The organism is Pseudomonas chlororaphis, from assembly GCA_001023535.1.
In the GTDB taxonomy this organism is placed as follows: domain Bacteria; phylum Pseudomonadota; class Gammaproteobacteria; order Pseudomonadales; family Pseudomonadaceae; genus Aquipseudomonas; species Aquipseudomonas chlororaphis_E.
Window position 1 is genome coordinate 653,740 of record CP011020.1, and the last position, 22,411, is coordinate 676,150.

Consider the following 22,411-nt stretch of genomic DNA (forward strand, 5'->3'; position numbering starts at 1 on the left):
AAGGGAACGCCGCCTGCCCATGATTCATATCCCGAAAGCGGAATACGGCCGTCGCCGCAAGGCGCTGATGGCGCAGATGGAGCCCAACAGCATCGCGATCCTGCCTGCTGCCGCCGTGGCGATCCGCAACCGCGACGTCGAGCACGTCTACCGCCAGGACAGCGACTTCCAATACCTCAGCGGCTTCCCCGAACCGCAGGCCGTGATCGTGCTGATGCCCGGTCGCGCCCATGGCGAGTACATCCTGTTTTGCCGCGAGCGCAACGCCGAGCGCGAGCTGTGGGATGGCTTGCGAGCCGGCCAGGAAGGCGCGATCCGCGACTATGGCGCCGACGACGCCTTCCCCATCACCGACATCGACGACATCCTGCCGGGCCTGATCGAAGGGCGCGACCGGGTGTATTCGGCCATGGGCAGCCACCCGGAATTCGACCGGCACCTGATGGAGTGGATCAACGTGATTCGCTCCAAGGCCAACCTCGGCGCCCAGCCGCCGAACGAATTCGTTGCCCTGGATCACCTGCTGCACGACATGCGCCTGTATAAATCGGCGGCGGAAGTGAAGGTGATGCGCGAGGCGGCGCGGATTTCCGCCCAGGCCCATATCCGGGCGATGCAGGCGGCGCGCCCGGGGCTTTACGAATACAGCCTCGAGGCCGAACTGGACTACGAGTTCCGCAAGGGCGGGGCGAAGATGCCGGCCTATGGCTCGATCGTCGCGGCGGGGCGCAACAGCTGCATCCTGCACTACCAGCAGAATGACGCGTTGCTCAAGGAGGGCGACCTGGTGCTGATCGACGCCGGCTGTGAAATCGACTGCTACGCCAGTGATATCACCCGGACCTGGCCGGTCAGCGGCAAGTTTTCGCCCGAACAGAAAGCGATCTATGAAGTGGTGCTGGCGGCCCAGGAAGCGGCGTTTGCCGAGATCGCGCCGGACAAGCATTGGAACCAGGCCCACGAAGCGACGGTCCGGGTCATCACCGAAGGGTTGGTGCGCCTGGGGTTGCTGGAGGGCGAGGTGGACGAACTGATCGCCAGTGAAGCCTACCGGGCCTTCTATATGCACCGTGCCGGCCACTGGCTGGGCATGGATGTACATGACGTGGGCGAATACCGGGTCGGCGGCGAATGGCGGGTACTGGAAGTGGGCATGACACTGACGGTGGAACCCGGCATCTACATCAGCCCGACCGACCGTAGCGTAGCGAAAAAATGGCGCGGCATTGGCGTGCGCATCGAGGATGACGTGGTAGTGACCAAAACCGGTTGTGAAATCCTGACCCGAGGCGTGCCCAAGACGGTCGCCGAGATCGAGGCCCTGATGGCTGCGGCCCGGGCGCAAGCGGCATGAGCCGGGTCAACCTGGCGATCGTCGGTGGCGGCCTGGTGGGGGCGAGCCTGGCGCTGGCCTTGCAAGCCGGCGCCAAGGCCCGGGGCTGGAAGATCCTGCTGATCGAGCCCTTCGCCCCAGGCGATGCCTGGCAGCCGAGCTACGATGCCCGATCCTCGGCCTTGTCCTACGGCGCCCGACAGATTTATCAGCGCCTGGGTGTCTGGCAGCAGATTTCCCGACGCGCCGAGCCGATCAAGCAGATCCACGTGTCCGATCGCGGGCGGTTTTCCACGGCGCGCCTGTCGGCGATGGAAGAGGGCGTGCCGGCGTTGGGCTACGTGGTGGAAAACGCCTGGCTGGGCCAATGCCTGTGGCAAGGCCTCGACAAGGACGTGGTCAGTTGGCGCTGTCCGGCCCAGGTGACGCGAATGGAGCCGCTGGTCGGCGGCTACCGCCTGACCCTCGACGACGAAACCACCCTGGAATGCGATCTCGCCGTGCTGGCCGACGGTGGCCGTTCGGGGCTGCGAGAGCAACTGGGCGTCGGCGTGCGGCATCGACCTTATGACCAGAGCGCGCTGATCGCCAACATCACCCCCAGCGAAGCCCACAACGGCATGGCTTTCGAGCGCTTCACCGATGACGGGCCGATGGCGTTGCTGCCGCTGCCGGAGAACCGCTGCGCGCTGGTCTGGACCCGCCAGGGGATGGACGCGCAACGGCTGGCAGCCCTTGACGAGCGCAGCTTCCTCAGCGAATTGCAGGGCGTGTTCGGCTATCGCCTGGGCACGCTCAAGCAGGTGGGCGCGCGCCACCTGTACCCGTTGGCGCTGGTGGAGGCCGAGGAGCAGGTCCGCCCGCACCTGGCGATCCTTGGCAATGCCGCCCACAGCCTGCACCCGATCGCCGGGCAGGGCTTCAACCTGTCCCTGCGCGATGCCCAGGCCCTGGCCGAAGCCTTGCTCGACAGCGACCGCGAGCCCGGCGACTTTGCCGTATTGCAGGCCTATCGCGAGCGCCAGCGCATGGACCAGGCCCTGACCGTGGGTTTCTCCGATCAGGTCACGCGCCTGTTCGGCAGCAGCCTGCCGCTGGTGTCCGTGGGACGTAACCTCGGTTTGCTCGGCCTCGACCTGCTGCCGCCGGCCAAGCGTTGGTTCGCCCGGCAGGCCATGGGGATCGGGACGCGGCCCGATGTGTAGGCCGGCGATGGGACATTCTTTTCATGGGCGGCGCGTGTCGCCCGCTAAACAGGCTTAAAGCATGGAATTGCGTGCAGATCTGCTGATTGTCGGTGCGGGTATGGTCGGCAGCGCCCTGGCGCTGGCGTTACAGGGCAGTGGCTTGCAAGTGTTGCTGCTCGATGGCAGTCCGCTGAGCGTCAAGCCCTACGACCCCCAGGCCGCGTTCGAGCCGCGGGTCAGTGCCCTGTCGGCGGCCAGCCAGCGGATCCTCGAACGCCTGGGCGTGTGGGAGGGCATCACTGCCCGGCGCGCCAGTCCGTATACCGACATGCATGTCTGGGACGGCAGCGGCACCGGGCAGATCCACTTTTCAGCCGAAAGCCTGCATGCCGACGTCCTGGGGCACATCGTTGAAAACCGAGTGGTGCAGGATGCCTTGCTGGAACGCCTGCATGACTGCGACCTCGGCCTTTTGGCCAACGCTCGGCTCGAACAGATGCGCCGCTCCGGCGATGACTGGTTGCTGACCCTGGCGGACGGTCGCAGCTTGCGGGCGCCATTGGTGATCGCTGCCGATGGCGCGAATTCGGCTGTGCGGCGCCTGACGGGCGTCGCGACGCGTGAATGGGATTACCTGCACCATGCCATCGTGACCAGCGTGCGCAGTGCCCGGCCGCATCGCCTGACGGCCTGGCAGCGCTTCACCGACAACGGCCCGCTGGCGTTCCTGCCTCTGGAGCGTGACGGCCAGCACGACTGGTGCTCGATCGTCTGGTCCACCACCCCTGGCGAAGCGCAGCGCTTGATGGCGCTGGATGACGGTGCGTTCTGCAGCGAACTGGAGCGGGCTTTCGAAGGCCAACTGGGCGCGGTGCTGAGCGCCGACCCGCGCCTGTGCGTGCCGCTGCGCCAGCGCCATGCCAAGCGCTACGTGGCCGAAGGGCTGGCGCTGATCGGCGATGCGGCCCACACCATTCACCCATTGGCCGGACAAGGCGTGAACCTCGGTTTCCTCGACGCCGCGGTATTGGCCGAGGTGCTGCTCCAGGCGGCGGGCCGGGGCGAGCGCCTGGCGGACGTGAAGGTGCTGAGCCGCTTCGAGCGCCGCCGCATGCCTCACAACCTGGCGTTGATGGCGGCCATGGAGGGCTTCGAGCGACTGTTCCAGGCCGACCCGTTGCCGGTGCGCTGGTTGCGTAACACCGGCCTGAAGCTGGTGGACCGCCTGCCCGAAGCCAAGGCGTTGTTCGTGCGTGAGGCGCTGGGGCTGATTGGCGATTTGCCGGATCTGGCCAAGGCCTGAAAAATGTGGGTTGGAGCTTATGCTCCTATCGCGAGCGTGCTCGCGATAGGGCCGGGACAGTCGCCCTGGGAATCCATCTGCGCAACATTTGGAAATGTCTCCGCCCACTGTTCGATTGAGATGCCAAATGTGAGTCCTTATCATTTGCGCACTTCATCATCGAGAGACTGCTCCCATGTCGGCATCCAAGCGCCTGCTGTCCGCCCTCGCCCTGACCCTGGCAGGCACCACCGCCGCCCAGGCTGCCGATGAGGTGGTGGTCTACTCCTCGCGTATCGATGAGCTGATCAAGCCTGTCTTCGATGCCTATACCAAGAAGACCGGCGTATCGGTGAAGTTCATCACCGACAAGGAAGCGCCGTTGATGCAGCGGATCAAGGCCGAGGGCGAGAACGCCACCGCCGACCTGCTGCTCACCGTCGACGCCGGCAACCTCTGGCAGGCCGAGCAGATGGGCATTCTGCAACCGTTCACCTCCCCGGTGATCGATGCCAACATCCCACCTCAATACTGTGCGTCCTCCCACGCCTGGACCGGCTTGAGCCTGCGGGCGCGAACCATCGTCTATTCCACCGACCGGGTCAAACCCGCTGAATTGAGCACCTATGAGGCCCTGGCGGGCGAGCAGTGGGAGGGTCGGCTGTGCCTGCGAACCTCCAAGAAGGTCTACAACCAGTCCCTGACCGCCACGCTGATCGAAACCCACGGCGCGGAAAAAACCGAGGAAATCCTCAAGGGCTGGGTTCGCAACCTGTCCACCGACGTGTTCTCCGACGACACTGCGCTGCTTGAGGCTATCAACGCCGGGCAGTGCGACGTGGGGATCGTCAATACCTACTACTATGGCCGTCTGCACCAGCAGAAACCGGACCTGAAGGTGAAGCTGTTCTGGCCGAACCAGGCCGACCGCGGTGTGCACATCAACCTCTCGGGCATCGGCTTGACCCGGCATGCACCGCACCCTGAGGCCGCCAAGCAACTGGTGGAATGGATGACCACGCCAGAAGCGCAAAGCATCTTTGCCGATGTGAACCAGGAGTTTCCGGCCAACCCGAAAGTCGAGCCGTCCAAGGAAGTCGCGGCCTGGGGCACGTTCAAGGCCGACACCCTGCCGGTGGAAGTGGCCGGTAAGCGCCAGGCCGAGGCGATTCGCATGATGGATCGGGCTGGCTGGAACTGACCGAACGGTAACGGCCCCCTGGGCATGCAGGGGGGCTCGTTCCTGGGATTGGCCCGTGGCGAGGGAGCTTGCTCCCGCTGGGCTGCGTAGCGGCCCTTTGTGTGAGCGCTGCGCACTCAAGCGGGAGCAAGCTCCCTCGCCACATGCTACACAGCATGTGTGCCTGCCGATGCATCACTTGAACGAGAGCCTTCCTTGACCCACCCCGTCCAACGCCGCTGGTATCCCCTGGTCTTCGCCATCGCCGCGTTGGTCCTGCTGCCCTTGAGCGTGCTAGTGCTGTCCTGGCAAAGCATCGACCCGCAGATCTGGTCCCATTTGTGGGACACCCAGATGCCCCGGCTGCTGGGCAATACCCTCACGTTGATCCTGGGGGTGGGCGTCGGGGTGACGGTGCTGGGCGTCAGCCTCGCCTGGCTCACCAGCTTGTGTGAGTTCCCCGGCAGGCGCTGGCTCGACTGGGCATTGATGCTACCGTTCGCGATTCCGGCCTACGTGCTGGCATTCGTCTTCGTGGGCCTGCTGGATTTCGCCGGCCCGGTGCAGACGCTGATGCGCGAATGGTTCGGCAGCGGCCTGCGCTTGCCCAGGGTGCGTTCCACCGGTGGGGTGATTCTGGTGCTGGTCCTGGTGTTCTATCCGTATGTCTACCTGCTGGCGCGAAGTGCGTTCCTGGCCCAGGGCAAGGGATTGATGGAAGCGGCGCGGGTGCTCGGGCAATCGCCGTGGCAAGCGTTCTGGCGGGTGGCGCTGCCGATGGCGCGGCCGGCCATCGGGGCCGGCGTGGCCTTGGCGTTGATGGAGACCCTGGCCGACTTCGGCGCGGTGTCGGTGTTCAACTTCGACACGTTCACCACTGCCATCTACAAGACCTGGTACGGTTTCTTCAGCCTGTCCAGTGCCGCTCAACTGGCGAGCCTGCTGTTGCTGGTGGTGATGCTGGTGCTCTACGGCGAGCGCCGGGCCCGTGGCGCCCATCGTGCCAGCAACGAGAGGCCGCGGAGCAAGGCCCTGTACCCGTTGCGCGGCTTCAAGGCCGTGGCGGCCAGCGGCTGGTGCTTGCTGGTGTTCGCCTGTGCGTTTGTCATCCCGGTGCTGCAGTTGCTGGTGTGGTTCTGGCAGCGCGGGCGCTTCGACCTGGATGAACGCTACGCCGGGCTGATCGCCCACACCCTCTACCTGGGCGGGCTGGCCGCGCTGGTCACCGTTGCCGTGGCCTTGCTGCTGGCGTTCGCCCGGCGGCTGGCGCCGACCCGGCCGATTCGCGCCGCGGTTGCCGTGGCCAACCTGGGCTATGCCTTGCCTGGCTCAGTGCTGGCCGTGTCGATCATGCTTGCGTTCAGCTACCTGGACCGTGCGTGGGTCATCCCACTGTCGAACTGGCTCGGTGGCGCGGGCAAACCCTTGTTGCTGGGCAGCCTGTCGGCGTTGTTGCTGGCGTATCTGGTGCGCTTCCTGGCCGTGGCCTACGGCCCGCTGGAAAGCAGCCTGGCGCGAATTCGCCCGTCACTGCCTGAGGCCGCACGCAGCCTTGGTGTCAGTGGGCCGCGACTGTTTTTCAAAGTGTATCTGCCGCTGCTGGTGCCCGGCACGCTCAGCGCGGCGCTGCTGGTGTTCGTCGACGTGCTCAAGGAAATGCCCGCGACCCTGCTGATGCGCCCGTTCGGCTGGGACACGCTGGCGGTACGGATCTTCGAAATGACCAGCGAAGGCGAATGGGCTCGGGCCGCGCTGCCAGCGCTGACCCTGGTGCTGGTCGGGTTGTTGCCGGTCATCGGATTGATCCGGCGCTCGGCCCATCGAATTGGCTAGGTGCCAGTCCTACATCATGCGGCTACAATGCGCGGCATTCGGTGCGGTCCGTCTGTCGGACCGGGTAACTGAGAACGGCTGACGCGCCTTTTTTCCAGGTGTGCGCTGTGCAGTATCCGTCCGCACCTTCGCCAAGCCCGGAAGGAGAAACCCATGGGACAGCGTACGCCTCTGTATGACCTTCATCTCGCCCTCGGCGCGAAGATGGTCGATTTTGGCGGTTGGGATATGCCCTTGCATTATGGCTCGCAGGTCGAGGAACACCATCAGGTGCGACGTGACTGCGGGGTGTTCGATGTATCCCACATGACCGTGATCGATGTCGCCGGTCCCCAGGCCAAGGCCTGGCTGCAGCGTTTGCTGGCCAACGACGTCGATCGCTTGCAGGACACAGGACGTGCCTTGTACAGCAGCATGCTCAATGAGCGCGGCGGTATCGTCGATGACATGATCATCTACCGCGTCGAGAACGGTTACCGGCTGGTCTTCAATGCCTCGACCCGCGACCAGGATCTCGCCTGGATGCAGGCTCAGCTCGGCGCCTACGACGTGCAATTGCACGAGCGCCCCGAGTTGGCGATGCTGGCGATCCAAGGCCCCCATGCGCGACAGAAGATCGCTGAGCTGGTCAGTCAGTCGCGTGGCCAGTTGATCCAGCAACTCAAGCCCTTCGAAGGGCGTGCCGATGGCGAATGGTTCATTGCCCGCACCGGCTATACCGGTGAGGATGGCCTGGAAATCGTCCTGCCCGCCCGCGAGGCCCCAAGCTTCTTCAACGACCTGGTCGGTGCCGGTATTTCCCCCATTGGTCTTGGCGCTCGCGACACGTTGCGCCTGGAGGCCGGCATGAACCTCTACGGCCAGGACATTCACCAGGACGTTTCACCGCTGGCCTCGAACATGGCCTGGAGCATTGCTTGGGAACCGGCGAGCCGCCAATTCATCGGCCGCAGCGCGCTGGAGGCCGAACTCGCGGCCGGCGTGCAGCACAAACTGGTTGGGCTGGTGCTGGAGGAGCGGGGTGTCTTGCGCGCCCATCAGGTGGTTCGCATCGCCAATGTTGGCGAAGGGGAGATCACCAGTGGTAGTTTTTCTCCTACGCTTAGCAAGTCGATCGCCCTGGCACGCGTGCCGATGGCCACCGCCGACCGGGCCGAGGTAGAAATTCGTGGCAAGTGGTACCCGGTACGAGTGGTCAAGCCGACCTTCGTCCGCCATGGCAAAACCCTGATCTAACTGTATGCGGCAGGCCGCCGGCCGCTGACACTTTCTCTTGAGGACACAGAATATGAGCGATATCCCTGCCGAACTGCGTTTTGCCGAAAGCCATGAGTGGGCACGCCTGGAGGCCGACGGCACCGTTACCGTCGGCATCTCCGACCACGCCCAGGAAGCCTTGGGTGACGTGGTATTCGTCGAGCTGACCGAAGTGGGCAATGTGTTTGAAGCGGGCGCTCAAGCGGGTGTGGTGGAGTCGGTCAAGGCGGCTTCCGATATCTATTCGCCAATTGCTGGCGAAGTGATTGCCGTCAACGATGAACTGGGCGGTTCGCCCGAGCTGTTGAACTCCGATCCCTACGGCGCCTGGATCTTCAAGCTCAAGCCTTCCAACGCCCAGGCCGACCTGGCCAAACTGCTGGATGCCGCGGGCTACAAGGCCGCCATCGGCGAGTAACGCAGAACCTGTGGGAGCGGGCTTGCTCGCGAATGCGGTTTATCAATCACCCGATGTGACTGATCCGCCGCCTCCGCGAACAGGTTCGCTGGGTACAGCCTTCCGCGTTATCAAGCAGAGAAATGGTTTTTCACGAACCACCGGTAAGGACGTGGATAATTCAAAAGATCAACAGTCTCTTAGCCATCTGCCATCTGCCATCTGCCATCTGCCATCTGCCATCTGCCATCTGTGCTCATCACTGCCAGTCATTGGTATAGTAGTTGCTCGGCTAATCAAGTATGGGAAAGCTTATCTGAAAGGTGAACAAAGAAAACCTATCAGATTTGTTAGCTATGCAAGGCCAATAATCAGCGGATACTCATGTGTCGATGCTCAATATTCAGAGGTCGACACATGGACACGTTACGAAAAGTCAACGAAAATCTCTATCTCTACGATCCGCTGGATCGTCTGGTGAGTGCTCACTCCGTTCAGCGCTTTTACAGTGGCTCGCGCATCGCGACCGAGATACAAGGAGAGTCTAAGGCGCTTTTCTTTGAGTGCAACGCAATGCCTTTGGCAGAGATACAACAGGGCAGGAAGGTCAACCTACTAGCGACTGACCTTCAAACATCGGTGCTGAGCGTTATCAACACTGTCTTCCAACATCCGCAGGCATATAGTCCTTATGGTCATCGTCCGATGGGCGGCGGGTTACAGAGTCTACTCGGATTCAATGGAGAGCGTCCTGACCCTGTCACTGGGCATTATCTATTAGGGGGCGGTTATCGGGCATTTAATCCGGTACTGATGCGATTCAATAGTCCTGATGCCTTCAGTCCTTTTGACAGAGGTGGCCTAAACCCCTATGCATACTGTTCGAATGATCCTGTTAATAGAGTAGATCCTAATGGGCACTTCTCGGTATCTGGCTTGGTTAATCCATTTAGGTATCTGGCCAGTAAAAGTTCCCGTGCTTATTATAAGTTGGCTGGAAAGTTGCGTTCTGCGACAATTAAGCCGTTGAAAAACATGCTTGGTGATGATGTGTCAGATGTCCTTGAGGATGTGGTTTTAGATGTCGGCCTGAATGACGGTGCCGCAAAAATAACTTCAGTTAAGAGCAGGGCGGACTTGGGAGTTATAAGCAATAATCCATTAAATCAGTATTATGGAATGGATCATAAATTTATTCTTACTCAGAAAAATAGACTTTTTTTGCTGTCTTATCGCAGTCGCAATAAAGACACGGTATGGGAACCAAAGCACGCCGCGCTGGCACGCTGGGTAGAAAACAGAAAACCACACAAAGAATACGATGTTGTTGGTGCTGGGGTGATCACGAGAGCCGGAGGCGGGTACCAGATTACAAACGATTCTGGGCATTATGTGCCTTCGTCTAAAGTAAATACTCTCGCTAAATACAAGTTGAGGAGTCTAGGGGTAAAAGTGTCTTCCAAGAGTTACAAGATACGGAGTTATTATTAAATTTTATATCCAGGAGAAGTGGAGGTGGCAAGAATTATGCTGGCGGCTCTGCCGGGGCTAACATTTTTTCTACGATAGAGATCGGTCTTCAACCGGTGTCGTCACCGCTTCTTTTATTCTGTTTTCCAGTATTCAACGAGGTCTGAAAATGCCGCTCGATCGAGCGGCATTTTTTATTGGCCAGGTATCAGTCCTGGGCGACGGCGTTTTTCGCCAGGATCGCGTTGGCCAGTTCCATGTCGGTGGCTTGCAGGCCTGGGTTGTCGGCACGGACTTTCTGCATCGCGGCTTCCAGGTAAGGGCCACGGATACCGCCGTCACTGGCGACGAAGCTGCCGGCGTCGTCCTGGGCGGCGACGATCAGCTTGTGATCCTTGAAGGTCAGGTAGGTCGAACCGGTGGTCGCACCGGACGAGATGACGTTACGCCAAAACGTGTCGGCCATTGCCGAGCCAACAGGGAGAGACAGCAAGGCCAGGGTGGCGACAGCAAGTTTGAGACGCATGATAGGTGACTCCACTGGGTTAACTATGACTTTGGATTACCAGCGCCTCGATTCAGTTCCATGACCGCCCGGTCAGGCGTCGTCCGCTTCATCGCTGTTCGCTTTGCGGCGTTACCCGCAATACCTCTTCGACCGTGGTCAGCCCGGCCGCGACTTTTTGCGCGCCGGACAGTCGCAGGCTGCGCATGCCTTCCTTGAACGCCTGGCGGCGTACCGCCAGCAGGTCGGTGTCCGGATGAATCAGCGCCCTGACGCTGTCGGTCAGTTGCATGATCTCGTAGACCCCGGCACGACCCCGGTAACCGGTGTCACGGCACTCCAGGCAGCCGACGGCCCGGTGGGCATTGCCCGGCAATGGTGCCTGCCAGGGGCGTGTCAGGGTTTGCCAATCGTCTTCATCCAGGGTCAAGGGTGCCTTGCATTGAGGGCACAGGGTGCGCACCAGGCGTTGGGCCATGATGCCGAGCACCGTAGCCTTGATCAGGTAATGGGGCACGCCCAACTCCAGCAGGCGGCTGATGGCGCTCGGCGCATCGTTGGTGTGCAGGGTCGAGAGCACCAGGTGCCCGGTCAGCGCCGCCTGGATCGCCATTTCGGCGGTCTCCAGGTCGCGGATCTCACCGATCATGATGATGTCCGGGTCCTGCCGCATCAGCGCCCGCACCCCGGCCGCGAACGTCAGGTCGATGTTGTGCTGGACTTGCATCTGGTTGAAGGAGCCCTCGACCATTTCGATCGGGTCCTCGATGGTGCAGAGGTTCACCTCTGGCGTCGCCAGTTTCTTCAGGGTGGTGTAGAGGGTGGTGGTCTTGCCGGAGCCGGTGGGTCCGGTCACCAGGATGATGCCGTTGGGCTGGCGGGTCATGTCCTGCCAGCGGCGCAAGTCGTCGGCGGAGAAGCCGAGCTGGTCGAAGTCCTTGAGCAACACTTCCGGGTCGAAGATCCGCATGACCATTTTTTCGCCGAACGCCGTCGGCAGTGTCGACAGGCGCAGTTCCACTTCGCCGCCATCCGGCGTCTTGGTCTTGACCCGGCCGTCCTGGGGCTTGCGCTTCTCGGCGACATTCATCCGCCCCAGGTTCTTCAGGCGGCTGATGATCGCCATCGTCACCTGCGGAGGGAATTGATAGACGGTGTGCAGCACCCCGTCGATGCGAAACCGCACGGTGCCTTGTTCGCGGCGCGGTTCGATGTGGATATCGCTGGCCCGCTGCTGGAAGGCGTACTGGAACAGCCAGTCGACGATGTTGACGATATGGGCATCGTTGGCGTCCGGTTCCTGGTCGCTGGCACCCAGGTTGAGCAGTTGTTCGAAATTGGTCAGGTTGCTCGGCTGCTGATCGTGGGTGGCGGCGCCGCTGACCGACTTGGCCAGGCGATAGAACTCCACGCTCAGGCGCTGGATGTCCACCGGGTTGGCGACCACCCGCTGCACCGGCAGCTTGAGCACGTGGGTCAGGTCGGCTTCCCAACTGCTGACGTAGGGCTGGGCGCTGGCCACGGTGACGGCCTCGCGATCGACCGCCACGGCGAGGATCTTGTGGCGTTGGGCAAAGGCGTAGGACATCAGGGGCGTCACGGCCGCCACGTTGATTTTCAGCGGGTCGATGCGCAGGTACGGCTGGCCGGCCTGCTCGGCCAGCCACAGGGTCAGGCTCTCCAGGTCCAGGCGCTTGCCGGGGCGGCTGAGGTCGTCCAGGTGCTGGTTGGCGATGAACTCCAGTGGATGCAACTGGCTGTTGGCGCCGTGGCGTCGGCGGGCGTTCAGCGCGGTCTCGGCGCAGTCCTGGCTGATGAGGCCCTGGGCGACCAGTTGGCGTAGCAGATCGTTGAGGTCCAGCCAGCGGTCCTGAGTGGCGTGTTTGGTGGACATGCGGGTTCCTATTGGACAATTGCAGCAAAGCAGCGATACAGACGCCTCGGCGTCTTCGCTCGATGTGCAAGAGAATAGTCCTGACGCCATGGACCGTTGGGCCACTACCCGACCAATGCGTTACGAAGTCTTGCCCTGGGGCGGCTCAACCGGCGGCCTGGACCGGCTGAACCCGCGAAATATCAGCCTCTTGTAAATCCACCGAGCACACACTGATCAGGTTTCGTAATTTTTCCGCGAGGACTTGGGCACGGTGCCAGCTCAGCCCCTCCACGACGATGTCCATCGACAGCAGGTCGTCGTGGCGCTCCATGCGCACCTGTTGCGGCGTCAGGCCCTGCAAGGCAAACAAGTTGAGCGCCCGGCACAACAGGTCCGGTTCGGCTTCGCCTAGCAGTTGGTAGTGCACGCGGCAATGGGGGTTGGCGGTGTGCCAGGCGTCGACGCGGCTGGGTAGGGGGGCGATGGCTTCGAGTAATGGCATGTGGATCTCCTTGAGGGCGGGAGAAATATTTACATGCACTGACGGGTATTTCTTATCTAAGATGACCCGATTAAACGCCGGATCGAATGGTTTAATTCTAGAAATTATAAATAGCGGGTTTATTTATGCACAGTGAGCTGGACAGTTACGACCGCCGCATACTGGCGCTGCTCCAGGAGGATGCTTCGCTGTCCAGTGCCCAGGTGGCCGAGCAGGTAGGGTTGTCGCAGTCGCCGTGCTGGCGACGGATCCAGCGGATGAAGGAGGAGGGCATCATCCGCCGCCAGGTGACCCTGCTCGATCGCAAGAAGATCGGGCTTAACACGCAGATCTTCGCCGAAGTCAAACTCAACGCCCACGGACGTTCGAACTTCACCGAGTTCACCGAGGCGATCCGCGGCTTTCCCGAGGTCCTGGAATGCTACGTATTGATGGGGGCGGTGGATTTCCTGCTGCGTATCGTCACGGCTGACATCGAGGCGTATGAGCGATTCTTCTTCGAAAAGCTATCGATGGTGCCGGGAATCCAGGAAGTGAACTCGATCGTCGCGCTTTCGGAGATCAAGTCCACGACGAGTTTGCCAGTGCTGCGCTGAGTTCTGTGGAGGATGTGCTGGCCTCATCGCGAGCAAGCTCGCTCCCACGGTTGATCTTCAGCGGCCACTAGATGTGGTTACCACGCTGAACCCCTGTGGGAGCGAGCTTGCTCGCGATGGCGGCGTCACAGGCGCAGCAAAGTCTTCCAGGCCCGGTTCTGATACACCGCGATCGCCTGCTGCTTGCGCATGTCCAGGGCTTCGTCGGTGATCGGTTGGTTGGCCAGTTGCGCCAGTTTGTTCAGCTCGCCGTAGAGCCGGTCCATCTCCGGGATGTCCAGCACATGGCGGGCGTGGTGCAGCCAGGCCTGGATGCGTTCGATCCGCGGCAGTTGCTCGGCCAGGTCTTCGGGTTGCTGCTGGTAGCGCTGCAGTTGCAGGGACGTGGACTCTTCGCCCAGCAGGCGTGGCAACCAGCTGCCCAGTTGCGCGGCGCCTTGGCGATTGCCGCGGGTGTTGCGCTCGGCGGTCCAACTGCGGGCCAGCAACCAGCGTGACGTGTTCAGGGAGAACAGGCCCCAGCGCGGGTCTTGCAGCTCGTCGAGGAACTGCTCCGGCGCGGCCTTGCGCACGTCTTCGTCGTCCAGGCCGGCCTGGACCAGTGGGCGCCAGTCTTCCAGCAGCGCGTCCAGGGCAATGCGCAAGTCGTGGGTCGATTGACGAGGGGCGGCCTGGCCGAGGCTGCTGAGCAGGGCGCGCATCTCGGCGAGGGTTTCCACCCAGTCCTGCAGCAGGCGCCAGTGGCCATTGAAACGGTATTGCTCGGCCAGGCGCTGGCTGCTGCCCAGTAGGTGCCAGCCCAGCGCGGCGAAGGCGTCGTCCAGCGGCATTTCGGCGCTCAGTTGCGGGGCCGGCAGGCTCAGGGCATAGCTGGCCGCGTCGTGCAGGCGATAGCCGCGCTCGGCCTTGCTGATGTCGCAAGGCATCAAGGGCAGCGTGGCGGCCAGCTCGGCTGCCAGTTCCAGCAAGGCGGCGGGCTCGCCTTCGCGCAGCTCCAGCTCCAGCTCGCAGATTTCTTCCTTCTGCTTGCCGACCACGACATGACCCAGGTCCAGTGCGGCCTCGATGACCACTTTGCCCTTGCCACGACCCCAGGCAATCTCGGCCCGCTCACGCACGAAATCGGTGGTGAAGATGGCCTTGAGGGTTTTCTTGTCCAGGTCAGCCAGGGACGCGGGCCAGCATTCGCCGTCGAGTTTCTTCACGTCGAGCTTGGCCTTGGGCAGGTGCCAGTCGTATTCATTGCGTTCGGACAGGCCGGCGATGCTCTGGCCGCGGGTCTTGAGGGTCTGGATCACCTCTTCGCCGTCGCGACGCAGGCGCAGCGCGACCTTGGCCTTGGCGAGATCGCGCTCGGGCGTGTCGAAGTACTGGTTCATCAGTTCATGGCGTTCCCAGCCATGCTTGTTGCGTTTTTTCAGCAGCGGGTGCTCGCGCAGGGCTGCCAGGGTCTCGCGGCTGACGCGGAGTTTGATTTCGGTTTCTTTCTGCATGGCCGGAAAATCCAGGGATCGGGTGTGCAGCCGGGGAAGGTGTCTGGCTGCCAAGGTCGTGCAGTGTACAGGACTCATCCGTCCTACGCGCCGCGACGGTTTCTTCCTTGCGCCGGATGGTTCTATGATGAACGTCAATTTGCAAGCCGGAGCCAGCGATGCCTTTGCCGTCCATGAAAGATCAGTTCGCTGCCCTGATCGCCGCGCCGTCAGTCAGTTGTACCCAGCCCGGACTGGACCAGTCCAACAGCGCGGTCATCGAACTGCTGGCGGGCTGGCTCGGCGACCTCGGGTTCTGCTGTGACATCCAGCAGGTCAGCCCTGGCAAGTTCAACCTGCTGGCCAGTTTTGGCAGTGGCCCCGGTGGCCTGGTGCTGGCCGGGCACAGTGACACGGTGCCGTTCGACGGTGCGCTGTGGCAGACCGACCCACTGAAACTGACCGAGGTCGATGGTCGTTGGGTGGGCCTGGGCAGTTGCGACATGAAGGGCTTCTTCGCCCTGGTCATCGAAGCGGTCAAGCCGCTGCTGGACCAGCCGTTCAAGCAGCCGCTGCTGATCCTCGCCACCTGCGACGAAGAAAGCTCGATGGCCGGTGCCCGCGCCCTCGCCGAGGCCGGGTGTCCATTGGGGCGCGCGGCCGTCATCGGCGAGCCGACCGGCCTGCGGCCGATCCGCCTGCACAAGGGCGTGATGATGGAGCGCATCGATATCCTCGGGCGCAGTGGCCATTCTTCCGACCCGAGCCTGGGCCACAGCGCCCTCGAAGCGATGCACGACGCCATGGGCGAATTGCGCGGCCTGCGCCTGCAATGGCAGCGCGAATACCGCAACCCGCAATTCACCGTGCCCCAGCCGACCCTGAACTTCGGTTGCATCCATGGCGGCGACAACCCCAACCGGATCTGCGGCCAGTGTTCCATGGAGTTCGACCTGAGGCCCTTGCCAGGCATGGACCCGCAAGTGCTGCGGGCGGCGATCCAGCAGAAGCTCGACCCCATTGCCGAGCGACACAAGGTCAAGATCGACTATGCGCCGCTGTTCCCCGAGGTGCCGCCGTTCGAACAGGCCGAAGAGGCCGAACTGGTGCGTGTGGCCGAGCGACTCACTGGTCATCGTGCCGAAGCAGTAGCGTTCGGCACCGAAGCGCCTTATCTTCAGCGCCTTGGCTGCGAAACCCTGGTCCTGGGCCCCGGAGATATCGCCTGTGCCCACCAACCGGGCGAGTACCTTGAAATGTCACGTTTGCAACCTACCGTACAACTGCTGCGGCAGCTGATCGGCCATTACTGCCTGACGCCGGCCACCGCCGGCTAAATTGCCCCTGTCCGGGCCCGTATTCATGAGGAGAGCGCGCGTGTCGCCAAGCCTGTTCCGACGATAACCACCAGCCCGCTGTGCGTTCAGTTTGGTCTTTTTTCGGCTGCTATTTATTACAGGCCCAGGTTCATGCCCGAATACGTTAATTGGCTTCGTCACGCTTCGCCCTATATCAATGCCCACCGTGATTGCACCTTCATCGTCATGCTGCCCGGCGACGGGGTGGAGCACCCCAACTTCGGCAATATCGTCCATGACCTCGTGCTCCTGCACAGCCTGGGCGTGCGCCTGGTGCTGGTCCATGGCTCGCGTCCGCAGATCGAGACCCGTCTGGCCGCGCGAGGCCTGACGCCGCACTACCATCACGGCATGCGCATCACCGATGCCGCGACCCTGGAATGCGTGATCGACGCCGTGGGCCAGCTGCGCATCGCCATCGAGGCACGCCTGTCCATGGACATGGCGTCCTCGCCCATGCAGGGCTCGCGGTTGCGGGTCGCCAGCGGCAACCTGGTCACCGCACGGCCCATCGGCGTGCTGGAAGGCGTGGATTACCACCACACCGGCGAAGTGCGTCGGGTCGATCGCAAAGGCATCAACCGCCTGCTGGACGAGCGCTCCATCGTACTGCTGTCGCCGCTGGGGTATTCACCCACCGGGGAAATCTTCAACCTCGCCTGTGAAGACGTCGCCACCCGGGCCGCCATCGACCTGGCGGCCGACAAGCTGTTGCTGTTCGGCGCCGAGCAGGGGCTGATCGGCGAGGACGGTCGGCTGGTGCGCGAGTTGCGCCCCCAACAGGTGCCGGCCCACATGCAGCGCCTGGGCAGCGACTACCAGGCCGAATTGCTGGATGCCGCCGCCCAGGCCTGCCGTGGCGGCGTGGCACGCAGCCATATCGTCAGCTACGCCGAGGACGGTGCGCTGCTGGCCGAACTGTTCACCCGCGACGGCAGCGGGACCCTGGTGGCCCAGGAGCAGTTCGAAGTGGTTCGCGAAGCGGCCATCGAAGACGTCGGCGGCTTGCTGGACCTGATCAGCCCGTTGGAAGAACAAGGGATCCTGGTCCGTCGCTCCCGCGAAGTGCTGGAGCGTGAGATCGAACAGTTCAGCGTGGTCGAGCGCGAAGGGATGATCATCGCCTGCGCGGCGTTGTACCAGATCGCCGATTCGGACGCCGGGGAGCTGGCCTGCCTGGCGGTGAACCCGGAATACCGCCACGGTGGCCGGGGTGATGAACTGCTGGAGCGGATCGAGACCCGCGCCCGTGCCCAAGGGCTCAAGACCCTGTTCGTGCTCACCACCCGGACCGCCCACTGGTTCCGCGAGCGCGGTTTCGAACCCAGCAGCGTCGAACGCCTGCCGGCCGCGCGGGCCTCGCTCTACAACTACCAGCGCAACTCGAAAATCTTCGAGAAATCCCTGTAGGGCGCAACCTCTGGTGCCGTGCGTCAGGCTGCAGGCTTTTTGACTTCAGACAAGGAACTGTCTTAAGGAAAGCCATCAAGATTGCAGCCTGAGGCCGTGCTTCGCGCCTGGCCGTGAAAATTTCCCAGGCAGGCGGAGCTTGTGGCAGAGCGATCACTGCCCTGAAAAGGTGCAGAAAAAGACCATTCAGTAATCCGTCGACTGGCCGATACGCCGTATCTCAGTTTGACGAAGTTTTGATGGCATCTATATTTCAAAATAATCTGAAAACTGTGGAAACAATTCTTTTTGGAGTTATCCAGAATCCATTATTCTGCGCGCCGGTGTAGCGGGGTTAGACCATGGTCGTAATCACAAATGGTTACGATTGACTTGTCAGTCACGGTCTGGCGCTAATCGCGCATCTGCGGATTCCGGGCATTCGATCCGGCACCCAAAGAAACACAAGAATTAGAAAACGAGAGGAGCGAAGCATGAACAAGTCCACCTTGGCCCTGGCTGTGGCCGTTGGGGTTCTGGCGCAGCAGGCAGGCGCCGCCGGTTTTATCGAAGACAGCAAGGCTACCTTGGGTCTGCGTAACTTCTACATCAACACGGACAACCGTGACTCCGACGCCAACGCCCCTCGCAACAAGGCTAACGGCGTTCAAAGCAAGAGCGAAGAATGGGGCCAGGGTTTTGACCTGCGCTTCATCTCCGGCTACACCCAAGGCACCGTAGGCTTTGGTCTGGATGCCATTGGCCTGCTGGGCATCAAGCTGGATTCGGGCGGCGGTTCCAACGGCGCCACTGCAACCTCCTACGGCGGTACGGTCTTCCCAAGCGAGTCCAACGGCAAGGCTGTCGACAACTACTCCAGCCTGGGCCTGACTGCCAAGGCCAAGATCTCCCAGACTGAACTGAAATTGGGCACCCTGCAGCCAAAACTGCCAGTGATCGTGACCAACGACGGTCGTCTGCTGCCACAAACCTTCCAAGGTGGCCAGATCACTTCCGGCGAGATCAAGGACCTGACGCTGGTCGGCGGTCAGATCGAGCACGCCAAGGGACGTAACTCCAGCAACAACGAAGAGTTGTCCATTGCCGGTGCCAACGCCCACACGGCCGCTGGCCGTGACAGCAACAAGTTCATCTACGGTGGTGGTGACTACAAGATCACCAAGGACCTGACCGCCCAGTACTACTACGGCAACCTGGAAGACTTCTACAAGCAGCACTTCCTGGGTCTGGTTCACAGCTGGGCAATCGGCCCAGGCGTCCTGAAATCCGATCTGCGTTACTTCCACAGCACCGATGACGGCGCCAATGGCCATGATTCGGCTTACTACACCACGGGTGACTACGGTACCGGCATTACCCGCGGCAAAGTCGATAACAACCTGTACAGCGGCCTGTTCCTGTACACCGTGGGTGGACACACCTTCGGTGGTGGCTACCAGGTCAGCAATGGCGACAGCGACTTCCCTTGGCTGAACCAGGGTGATGGCTCGTCGGCCTACCTGACCACCGACATGCAAATCGCCAAGTTCGCCCGTGCCGGCGAACGCACCTGGCAGGGTCGCTACTCCTATGACTTCGCCAAGCTTGGCGTACCTGGCCTGACAGCCGGCGTTATCTACCTGCGTGGCGATAACATCGATACCACCGGCCGTGTAGGCGTGGCACAGACCAACCTGTCGGCCACTGGCCGTTCCGAGTGGGAACGTGACATCACCGTCGGCTACGTCGTACCGGAAGGTCCGCTGAAAAACGTTGGCGTCATGTGGAAAAACGCCACCTGGCGCAACGACATCCCAGGTCAGCGCGACCAGGATGAAAACCGCCTGATCGTCAGCTACTCGCTGCCGCTGCTGTAAGCCACGCGTTCGCGTGACGAAAAAAAGCCCCGCCCGGCATGCGCCGGACGGGGCTTTTGCGTTTCGGGTCATCGTGACGGGAGACTTTCTGTCCTGATGCGTCGAGTTGCTTATGGTGCGGGCCGGGTTGCATCTTTGCGCAGAATGAACGCACTGAATGCCAGAAAGTCGTCCAGGTGCCGGGTGATGATCGCGATCATGATCGGCAGTTGCAGGGCCTGGTAATCATGTACGGCGATGTTCCTGAAACCCACCATGTTCTTCATGCTTTTCACCAGGCCTTCCGCCACCCAGCCACCTTGAAAAAGCAACTCGAACACGTCCCGGGCACTTTGCGGGACACCCAGTCGCTCACGGCGAATCAAATGCTGCCCCATGTCCAGCGCCGCTTCACAGGCACGCTGGATATTCAGGATGGCTGAGTCCTGGCGAGTGAAATCCGTGGCGAAGGTGGCAGGGTCCTTGTCATATTCCTCCCGCACTCTGGCCACACAGCGTTCGATACTCGCCGCTTTATTGATCAGGACGTCATCGACCATACACGGTGCCTTCCTTGTGAATATCCTCGAGCAGGCCTGCGCGAGCCGCGTCGAAGGCCGTTTTCTCGCTGAGAATAAAACTCTCGAACAAGCCCGCCTGTACGTCTTTGGCCCACAATCGGCGACCTCGGGTCACGATCTGGTACTGCATCACCGTCGTGGCCCCACGTAGATCAATCAGATCCACCGGACTTCCAGCGATATCGGCCAGGTCTCCCGAAAGCTGCCATAGCAGTACCGGGTCCGCCTGGCCGGCCAGGAGCACCGCCATGTCGACGTCGCTGTCAGGCCCGGCGGTCCCCTGCGCGTGGCTGCCGAACAGGTACACCGCCAGTAAGTCCGGCAGATGATGTTGCAGGTGAGTCAGCAAGGCTTGAGTGTTCATGCCGCCTATCCTAGCCGCTCATCCTGGCATGGGGACAGTGTTTACTCGCCCGGATGGCAAACAGGGCCGACAAAAAAAACCCGCCCGGCCTGCGCCGAACGGGGCTTTTGCGTTTCGGGTCAGGCCCACCCCTGTAGCCCTTCTCGAAACTTCTCCTCTTTACAGCAACTCGAGGCCTTCTCGAAACCTCGTCGAGGATGGTGGACCCATAGGTGGGTGGGTGCCAGTGAACAGTTTTTTATATTCTTAAAAAGTCTAGCCAAAGCAATATTCATTCTTTTTAAAACGGTCCAAACCGAGGCACAGTCAGGCTCCACAAGAATCTCATCCAGGAGCTTTACCATGAGCCTCAGACTGGGCGACATTGCCCCCGATTTCGAACAGGACTCCAGCGCCGGCAAGATCCGCTTCCACGAGTGGCTCGGTGACAGCTGGGGCGTGCTGTTTTCTCATCCGGCGGACTTCACGCCGGTGTGCACCACCGAGCTGGGCCTGACCGCCAAGCTCAAGGATGAGTTTGCCCAGCGGGGCGTCAAGGCCATTGCCCTGTCGGTGGACCCGGTGGATTCGCATCACAAGTGGATCGAAGACATCAACGAAACCCAGAATACCGTGGTCAACTTCCCGATCCTGGCCGACGCCGATCGCAAGGTCTCCGACCTGTACGACCTGATCCACCCCAACGCCAGCGACACCTTGACCGTGCGCTCACTGTTCGTGATTGACCCGAACAAGAAGATTCGCCTGACCATCACCTACCCGGCCAGCACCGGGCGCAATTTCAACGAGATCCTGCGGGTGATCGATTCCCTGCAACTGACCGACAACTACAAGGTCGCCACGCCGGCCAACTGGCAGGATGGCGATGAAGTGGTGATCGTCCCGTCGCTCAAGGACGAAGAAGAACTCAAGCAGCGTTTCCCCAAGGGCTACCGCGCGGTGAAGCCGTACCTGCGCCTTACCCCGCAGCCCAATCGTTAAATAAGCAGGCAGGCGCCAATGTCTCTTTGTGGGAGCGGGCTTGCTCGCGAAGGCGGTGTATCAGGCGACATTTCTTAACCTGACCTATGGCCTTCGCGAGCAAGCCCGCTCCCACAGTGAAACGCCGTGCACCAAAGGGTTTTGGCCGTTTCGACGGCCTTTTTTATGCCTGGAGGAGCGTCGCTTTCATATTCATATAAAGAATAACCAAATGAATAAATATGATTTAAAGATATATGAATCCCCTGTTATGGTTTGCCTCATGCAGCGAGATCGCCCACCGCGAATCGCACGTGACAGTTAAGGAATGGCAGGCATGTTGGTCGTCTCACTCGGTGGCAGCCCCAGCCAGCGCTCACGCTCCGGGGTGTTGCTGGAACGCTCGCAACGTTGGTTGCAGCAGCAAGGTGTGGAAGTGGTCAGTTATCAGGTGCGTGATTTTCCGGCTGAAGACTTGCTCCATGCCCGTTTCGACAGCCCCAAGGTGGTCGACCTGCTCCAGCAGATCGACAACGCCGACGGCCTGTTGATCGCGACGCCCGTGTACAAGGCGTCTTTTTCCGGCGCGCTGAAGACGCTGCTGGACTTACTGCCGGAGCGAGCGCTGAGCCACAAGGTCGTGCTGCCCATGGCCACCGGAGGCAGCATCGCCCACATGCTGGCGGTGGACTACGCCCTCAAGCCGGTGTTGTCGGCCCTCAAGGCCCAGGAAATGCTCCAGGGGATCTTTGCCGAAGACAGCCAGATCGCCTATGGCGAAGGCACTGCCCAGGCGCAATTGGCACCGGCCCTGCAACAACGCTTGAACGAAGCCCTGGAGCAGTTTTTCAGTGCCATGGCGCGGCGGCCCAGGCCGCTGGACCCACACGTCTTGAATGAACGCCTGTTGAGTGCTCGCTGGAGCATTTGACCCCGTGTAAACCCAGTTTCAACTCACCTTACTCAGCCGCCAACGGCCAAGCAGGTGCAGCCACACCCCCACAGCAAAAAGG

19 protein-coding genes are annotated in these 22,411 nt (G+C 61.7%); 13 read left to right on the forward strand and 6 right to left on the reverse strand.

Features of this window, described 5'->3' with window-relative positions; translation table 11 throughout:
- Positions 1 to 19 precede the first annotated feature (19 nt).
- From VM99_02760 to VM99_02790, 7 genes are all read left to right on the forward strand, one after another.
- Positions 20 to 1,354: a Xaa-Pro aminopeptidase gene (locus tag VM99_02760; GenBank protein ID AKJ97016.1), complete on the forward strand. Its 1,335-nt coding sequence runs from the start codon at positions 20 to 22 to the stop codon at positions 1,352 to 1,354.
- Positions 1,351 to 2,538 carry a 2-octaprenyl-6-methoxyphenyl hydroxylase gene (locus VM99_02765; protein AKJ97017.1) on the forward strand — a complete coding sequence of 396 codons (1,188 nt, stop codon included), beginning with the start codon at positions 1,351 to 1,353 and terminating at the stop codon, positions 2,536 to 2,538. Before VM99_02760 ends, VM99_02765 begins: the two co-directional genes overlap by 4 nt.
- A gap of 61 nt (positions 2,539 to 2,599) precedes the next feature.
- Entirely contained in the window at positions 2,600 to 3,823 is a 1,224-nt protein-coding gene (locus VM99_02770; protein AKJ97018.1) for a 2-octaprenyl-3-methyl-6-methoxy-1,4-benzoquinol hydroxylase, read from the forward strand.
- A 175-nt stretch (positions 3,824 to 3,998) separates the two neighbouring features.
- Positions 3,999 to 5,003, forward strand: a complete 1,005-nt coding sequence (locus tag VM99_02775; GenBank protein ID AKJ97019.1) for an iron ABC transporter substrate-binding protein — start codon at positions 3,999 to 4,001, stop codon at positions 5,001 to 5,003.
- Between the two features lie 195 nt (positions 5,004 to 5,198).
- Positions 5,199 to 6,815 carry an iron ABC transporter permease gene (locus tag VM99_02780; GenBank protein AKJ97020.1) on the forward strand — a complete coding sequence of 539 codons (1,617 nt, stop codon included), beginning with the start codon at positions 5,199 to 5,201 and terminating at the stop codon, positions 6,813 to 6,815.
- 153 nt (positions 6,816 to 6,968) lie between these two features.
- The gene (locus tag VM99_02785) at positions 6,969 to 8,051 is read left to right on the forward strand and encodes a glycine cleavage system protein T (GenBank protein ID AKJ97021.1); all 1,083 of its coding nucleotides are present in this window, start codon (positions 6,969 to 6,971) and stop codon (positions 8,049 to 8,051) included.
- Positions 8,052 to 8,103: 52 nt separating this feature from the next.
- Entirely contained in the window at positions 8,104 to 8,490 is a 387-nt protein-coding gene (locus VM99_02790; protein AKJ97022.1) for a glycine cleavage system protein H, read from the forward strand.
- A gap of 1,657 nt (positions 8,491 to 10,147) precedes the next feature.
- Here the strand turns inward: VM99_02790 and VM99_02795 are convergent.
- The 3 genes from VM99_02795 to VM99_02805 form a co-directional block, all read right to left on the reverse strand.
- Entirely contained in the window at positions 10,148 to 10,465 is a 318-nt protein-coding gene (locus VM99_02795; GenBank protein ID AKJ97023.1) for a ribonucleotide reductase, read from the reverse strand.
- Between the two features lie 88 nt (positions 10,466 to 10,553).
- Entirely contained in the window at positions 10,554 to 12,338 is a 1,785-nt protein-coding gene (locus tag VM99_02800; GenBank protein ID AKJ97024.1) for a type II secretion system protein E, read from the reverse strand.
- A gap of 145 nt (positions 12,339 to 12,483) precedes the next feature.
- Positions 12,484 to 12,822 (reverse strand): hypothetical protein, encoded by a 339-nt coding sequence (locus VM99_02805; GenBank protein AKJ97025.1) that lies wholly within the window; start codon positions 12,820 to 12,822, stop codon positions 12,484 to 12,486.
- Positions 12,823 to 12,947: 125 nt separating this feature from the next.
- Between VM99_02805 and VM99_02810 the strand changes: the two genes are divergently transcribed.
- Positions 12,948 to 13,418: an AsnC family transcriptional regulator gene (locus VM99_02810; GenBank protein AKJ97026.1), complete on the forward strand. Its 471-nt coding sequence runs from the start codon at positions 12,948 to 12,950 to the stop codon at positions 13,416 to 13,418.
- Between the two features lie 125 nt (positions 13,419 to 13,543).
- Here VM99_02810 and VM99_02815 read toward each other — a convergent pair whose 3' ends face one another.
- On the reverse strand, positions 13,544 to 14,911 hold the full coding sequence (locus VM99_02815) for an adenylate cyclase (GenBank protein ID AKJ97027.1): 1,368 nt from the start codon (positions 14,909 to 14,911) through the stop codon (positions 13,544 to 13,546).
- Positions 14,912 to 15,069: 158 nt separating this feature from the next.
- Here VM99_02815 and VM99_02820 point away from each other — a divergent pair, with 158 nt between their 5' ends.
- The 3 genes from VM99_02820 to VM99_02830 all read left to right on the forward strand — a co-directional run bounded on the left by VM99_02820 (position 15,070) and on the right by VM99_02830 (position 19,514).
- A complete protein-coding gene (locus tag VM99_02820; protein ID AKJ97028.1) occupies positions 15,070 to 16,227 on the forward strand; it encodes an acetylornithine deacetylase in 1,158 nt (385 codons plus the stop codon).
- 132 nt (positions 16,228 to 16,359) lie between these two features.
- Entirely contained in the window at positions 16,360 to 17,658 is a 1,299-nt protein-coding gene (locus VM99_02825) for an N-acetylglutamate synthase (GenBank protein ID AKJ97029.1), read from the forward strand.
- Between the two features lie 473 nt (positions 17,659 to 18,131).
- Positions 18,132 to 19,514 carry a porin gene (locus VM99_02830; GenBank protein AKJ97030.1) on the forward strand — a complete coding sequence of 461 codons (1,383 nt, stop codon included), beginning with the start codon at positions 18,132 to 18,134 and terminating at the stop codon, positions 19,512 to 19,514.
- A 110-nt stretch (positions 19,515 to 19,624) separates the two neighbouring features.
- On the opposite strand, the gene VM99_02835 is transcribed toward VM99_02830, so the two are convergent.
- Both VM99_02835 and VM99_02840 read right to left on the reverse strand, forming a co-directional pair.
- Entirely contained in the window at positions 19,625 to 20,053 is a 429-nt protein-coding gene (locus VM99_02835) for a toxin-antitoxin antitoxin component (protein AKJ97031.1), read from the reverse strand.
- Positions 20,043 to 20,438 carry a DNA polymerase subunit beta gene (locus VM99_02840; protein ID AKJ97032.1) on the reverse strand — a complete coding sequence of 132 codons (396 nt, stop codon included), beginning with the start codon at positions 20,436 to 20,438 and terminating at the stop codon, positions 20,043 to 20,045. The genes VM99_02835 and VM99_02840 overlap by 11 nt, the downstream gene beginning before the upstream one ends.
- Before the next feature lie 342 nt (positions 20,439 to 20,780).
- On the opposite strand from VM99_02840, the gene VM99_02845 reads away from it, so the two are divergent.
- Positions 20,781 to 21,419 carry a peroxidase gene (locus VM99_02845; protein AKJ97033.1) on the forward strand — a complete coding sequence of 213 codons (639 nt, stop codon included), beginning with the start codon at positions 20,781 to 20,783 and terminating at the stop codon, positions 21,417 to 21,419.
- 316 nt (positions 21,420 to 21,735) lie between these two features.
- Positions 21,736 to 22,329: an NAD(P)H-dependent FMN reductase gene (locus VM99_02850; GenBank protein AKJ97034.1), complete on the forward strand. Its 594-nt coding sequence runs from the start codon at positions 21,736 to 21,738 to the stop codon at positions 22,327 to 22,329.
- The last annotated feature ends 82 nt before the right edge of the window (positions 22,330 to 22,411 follow it).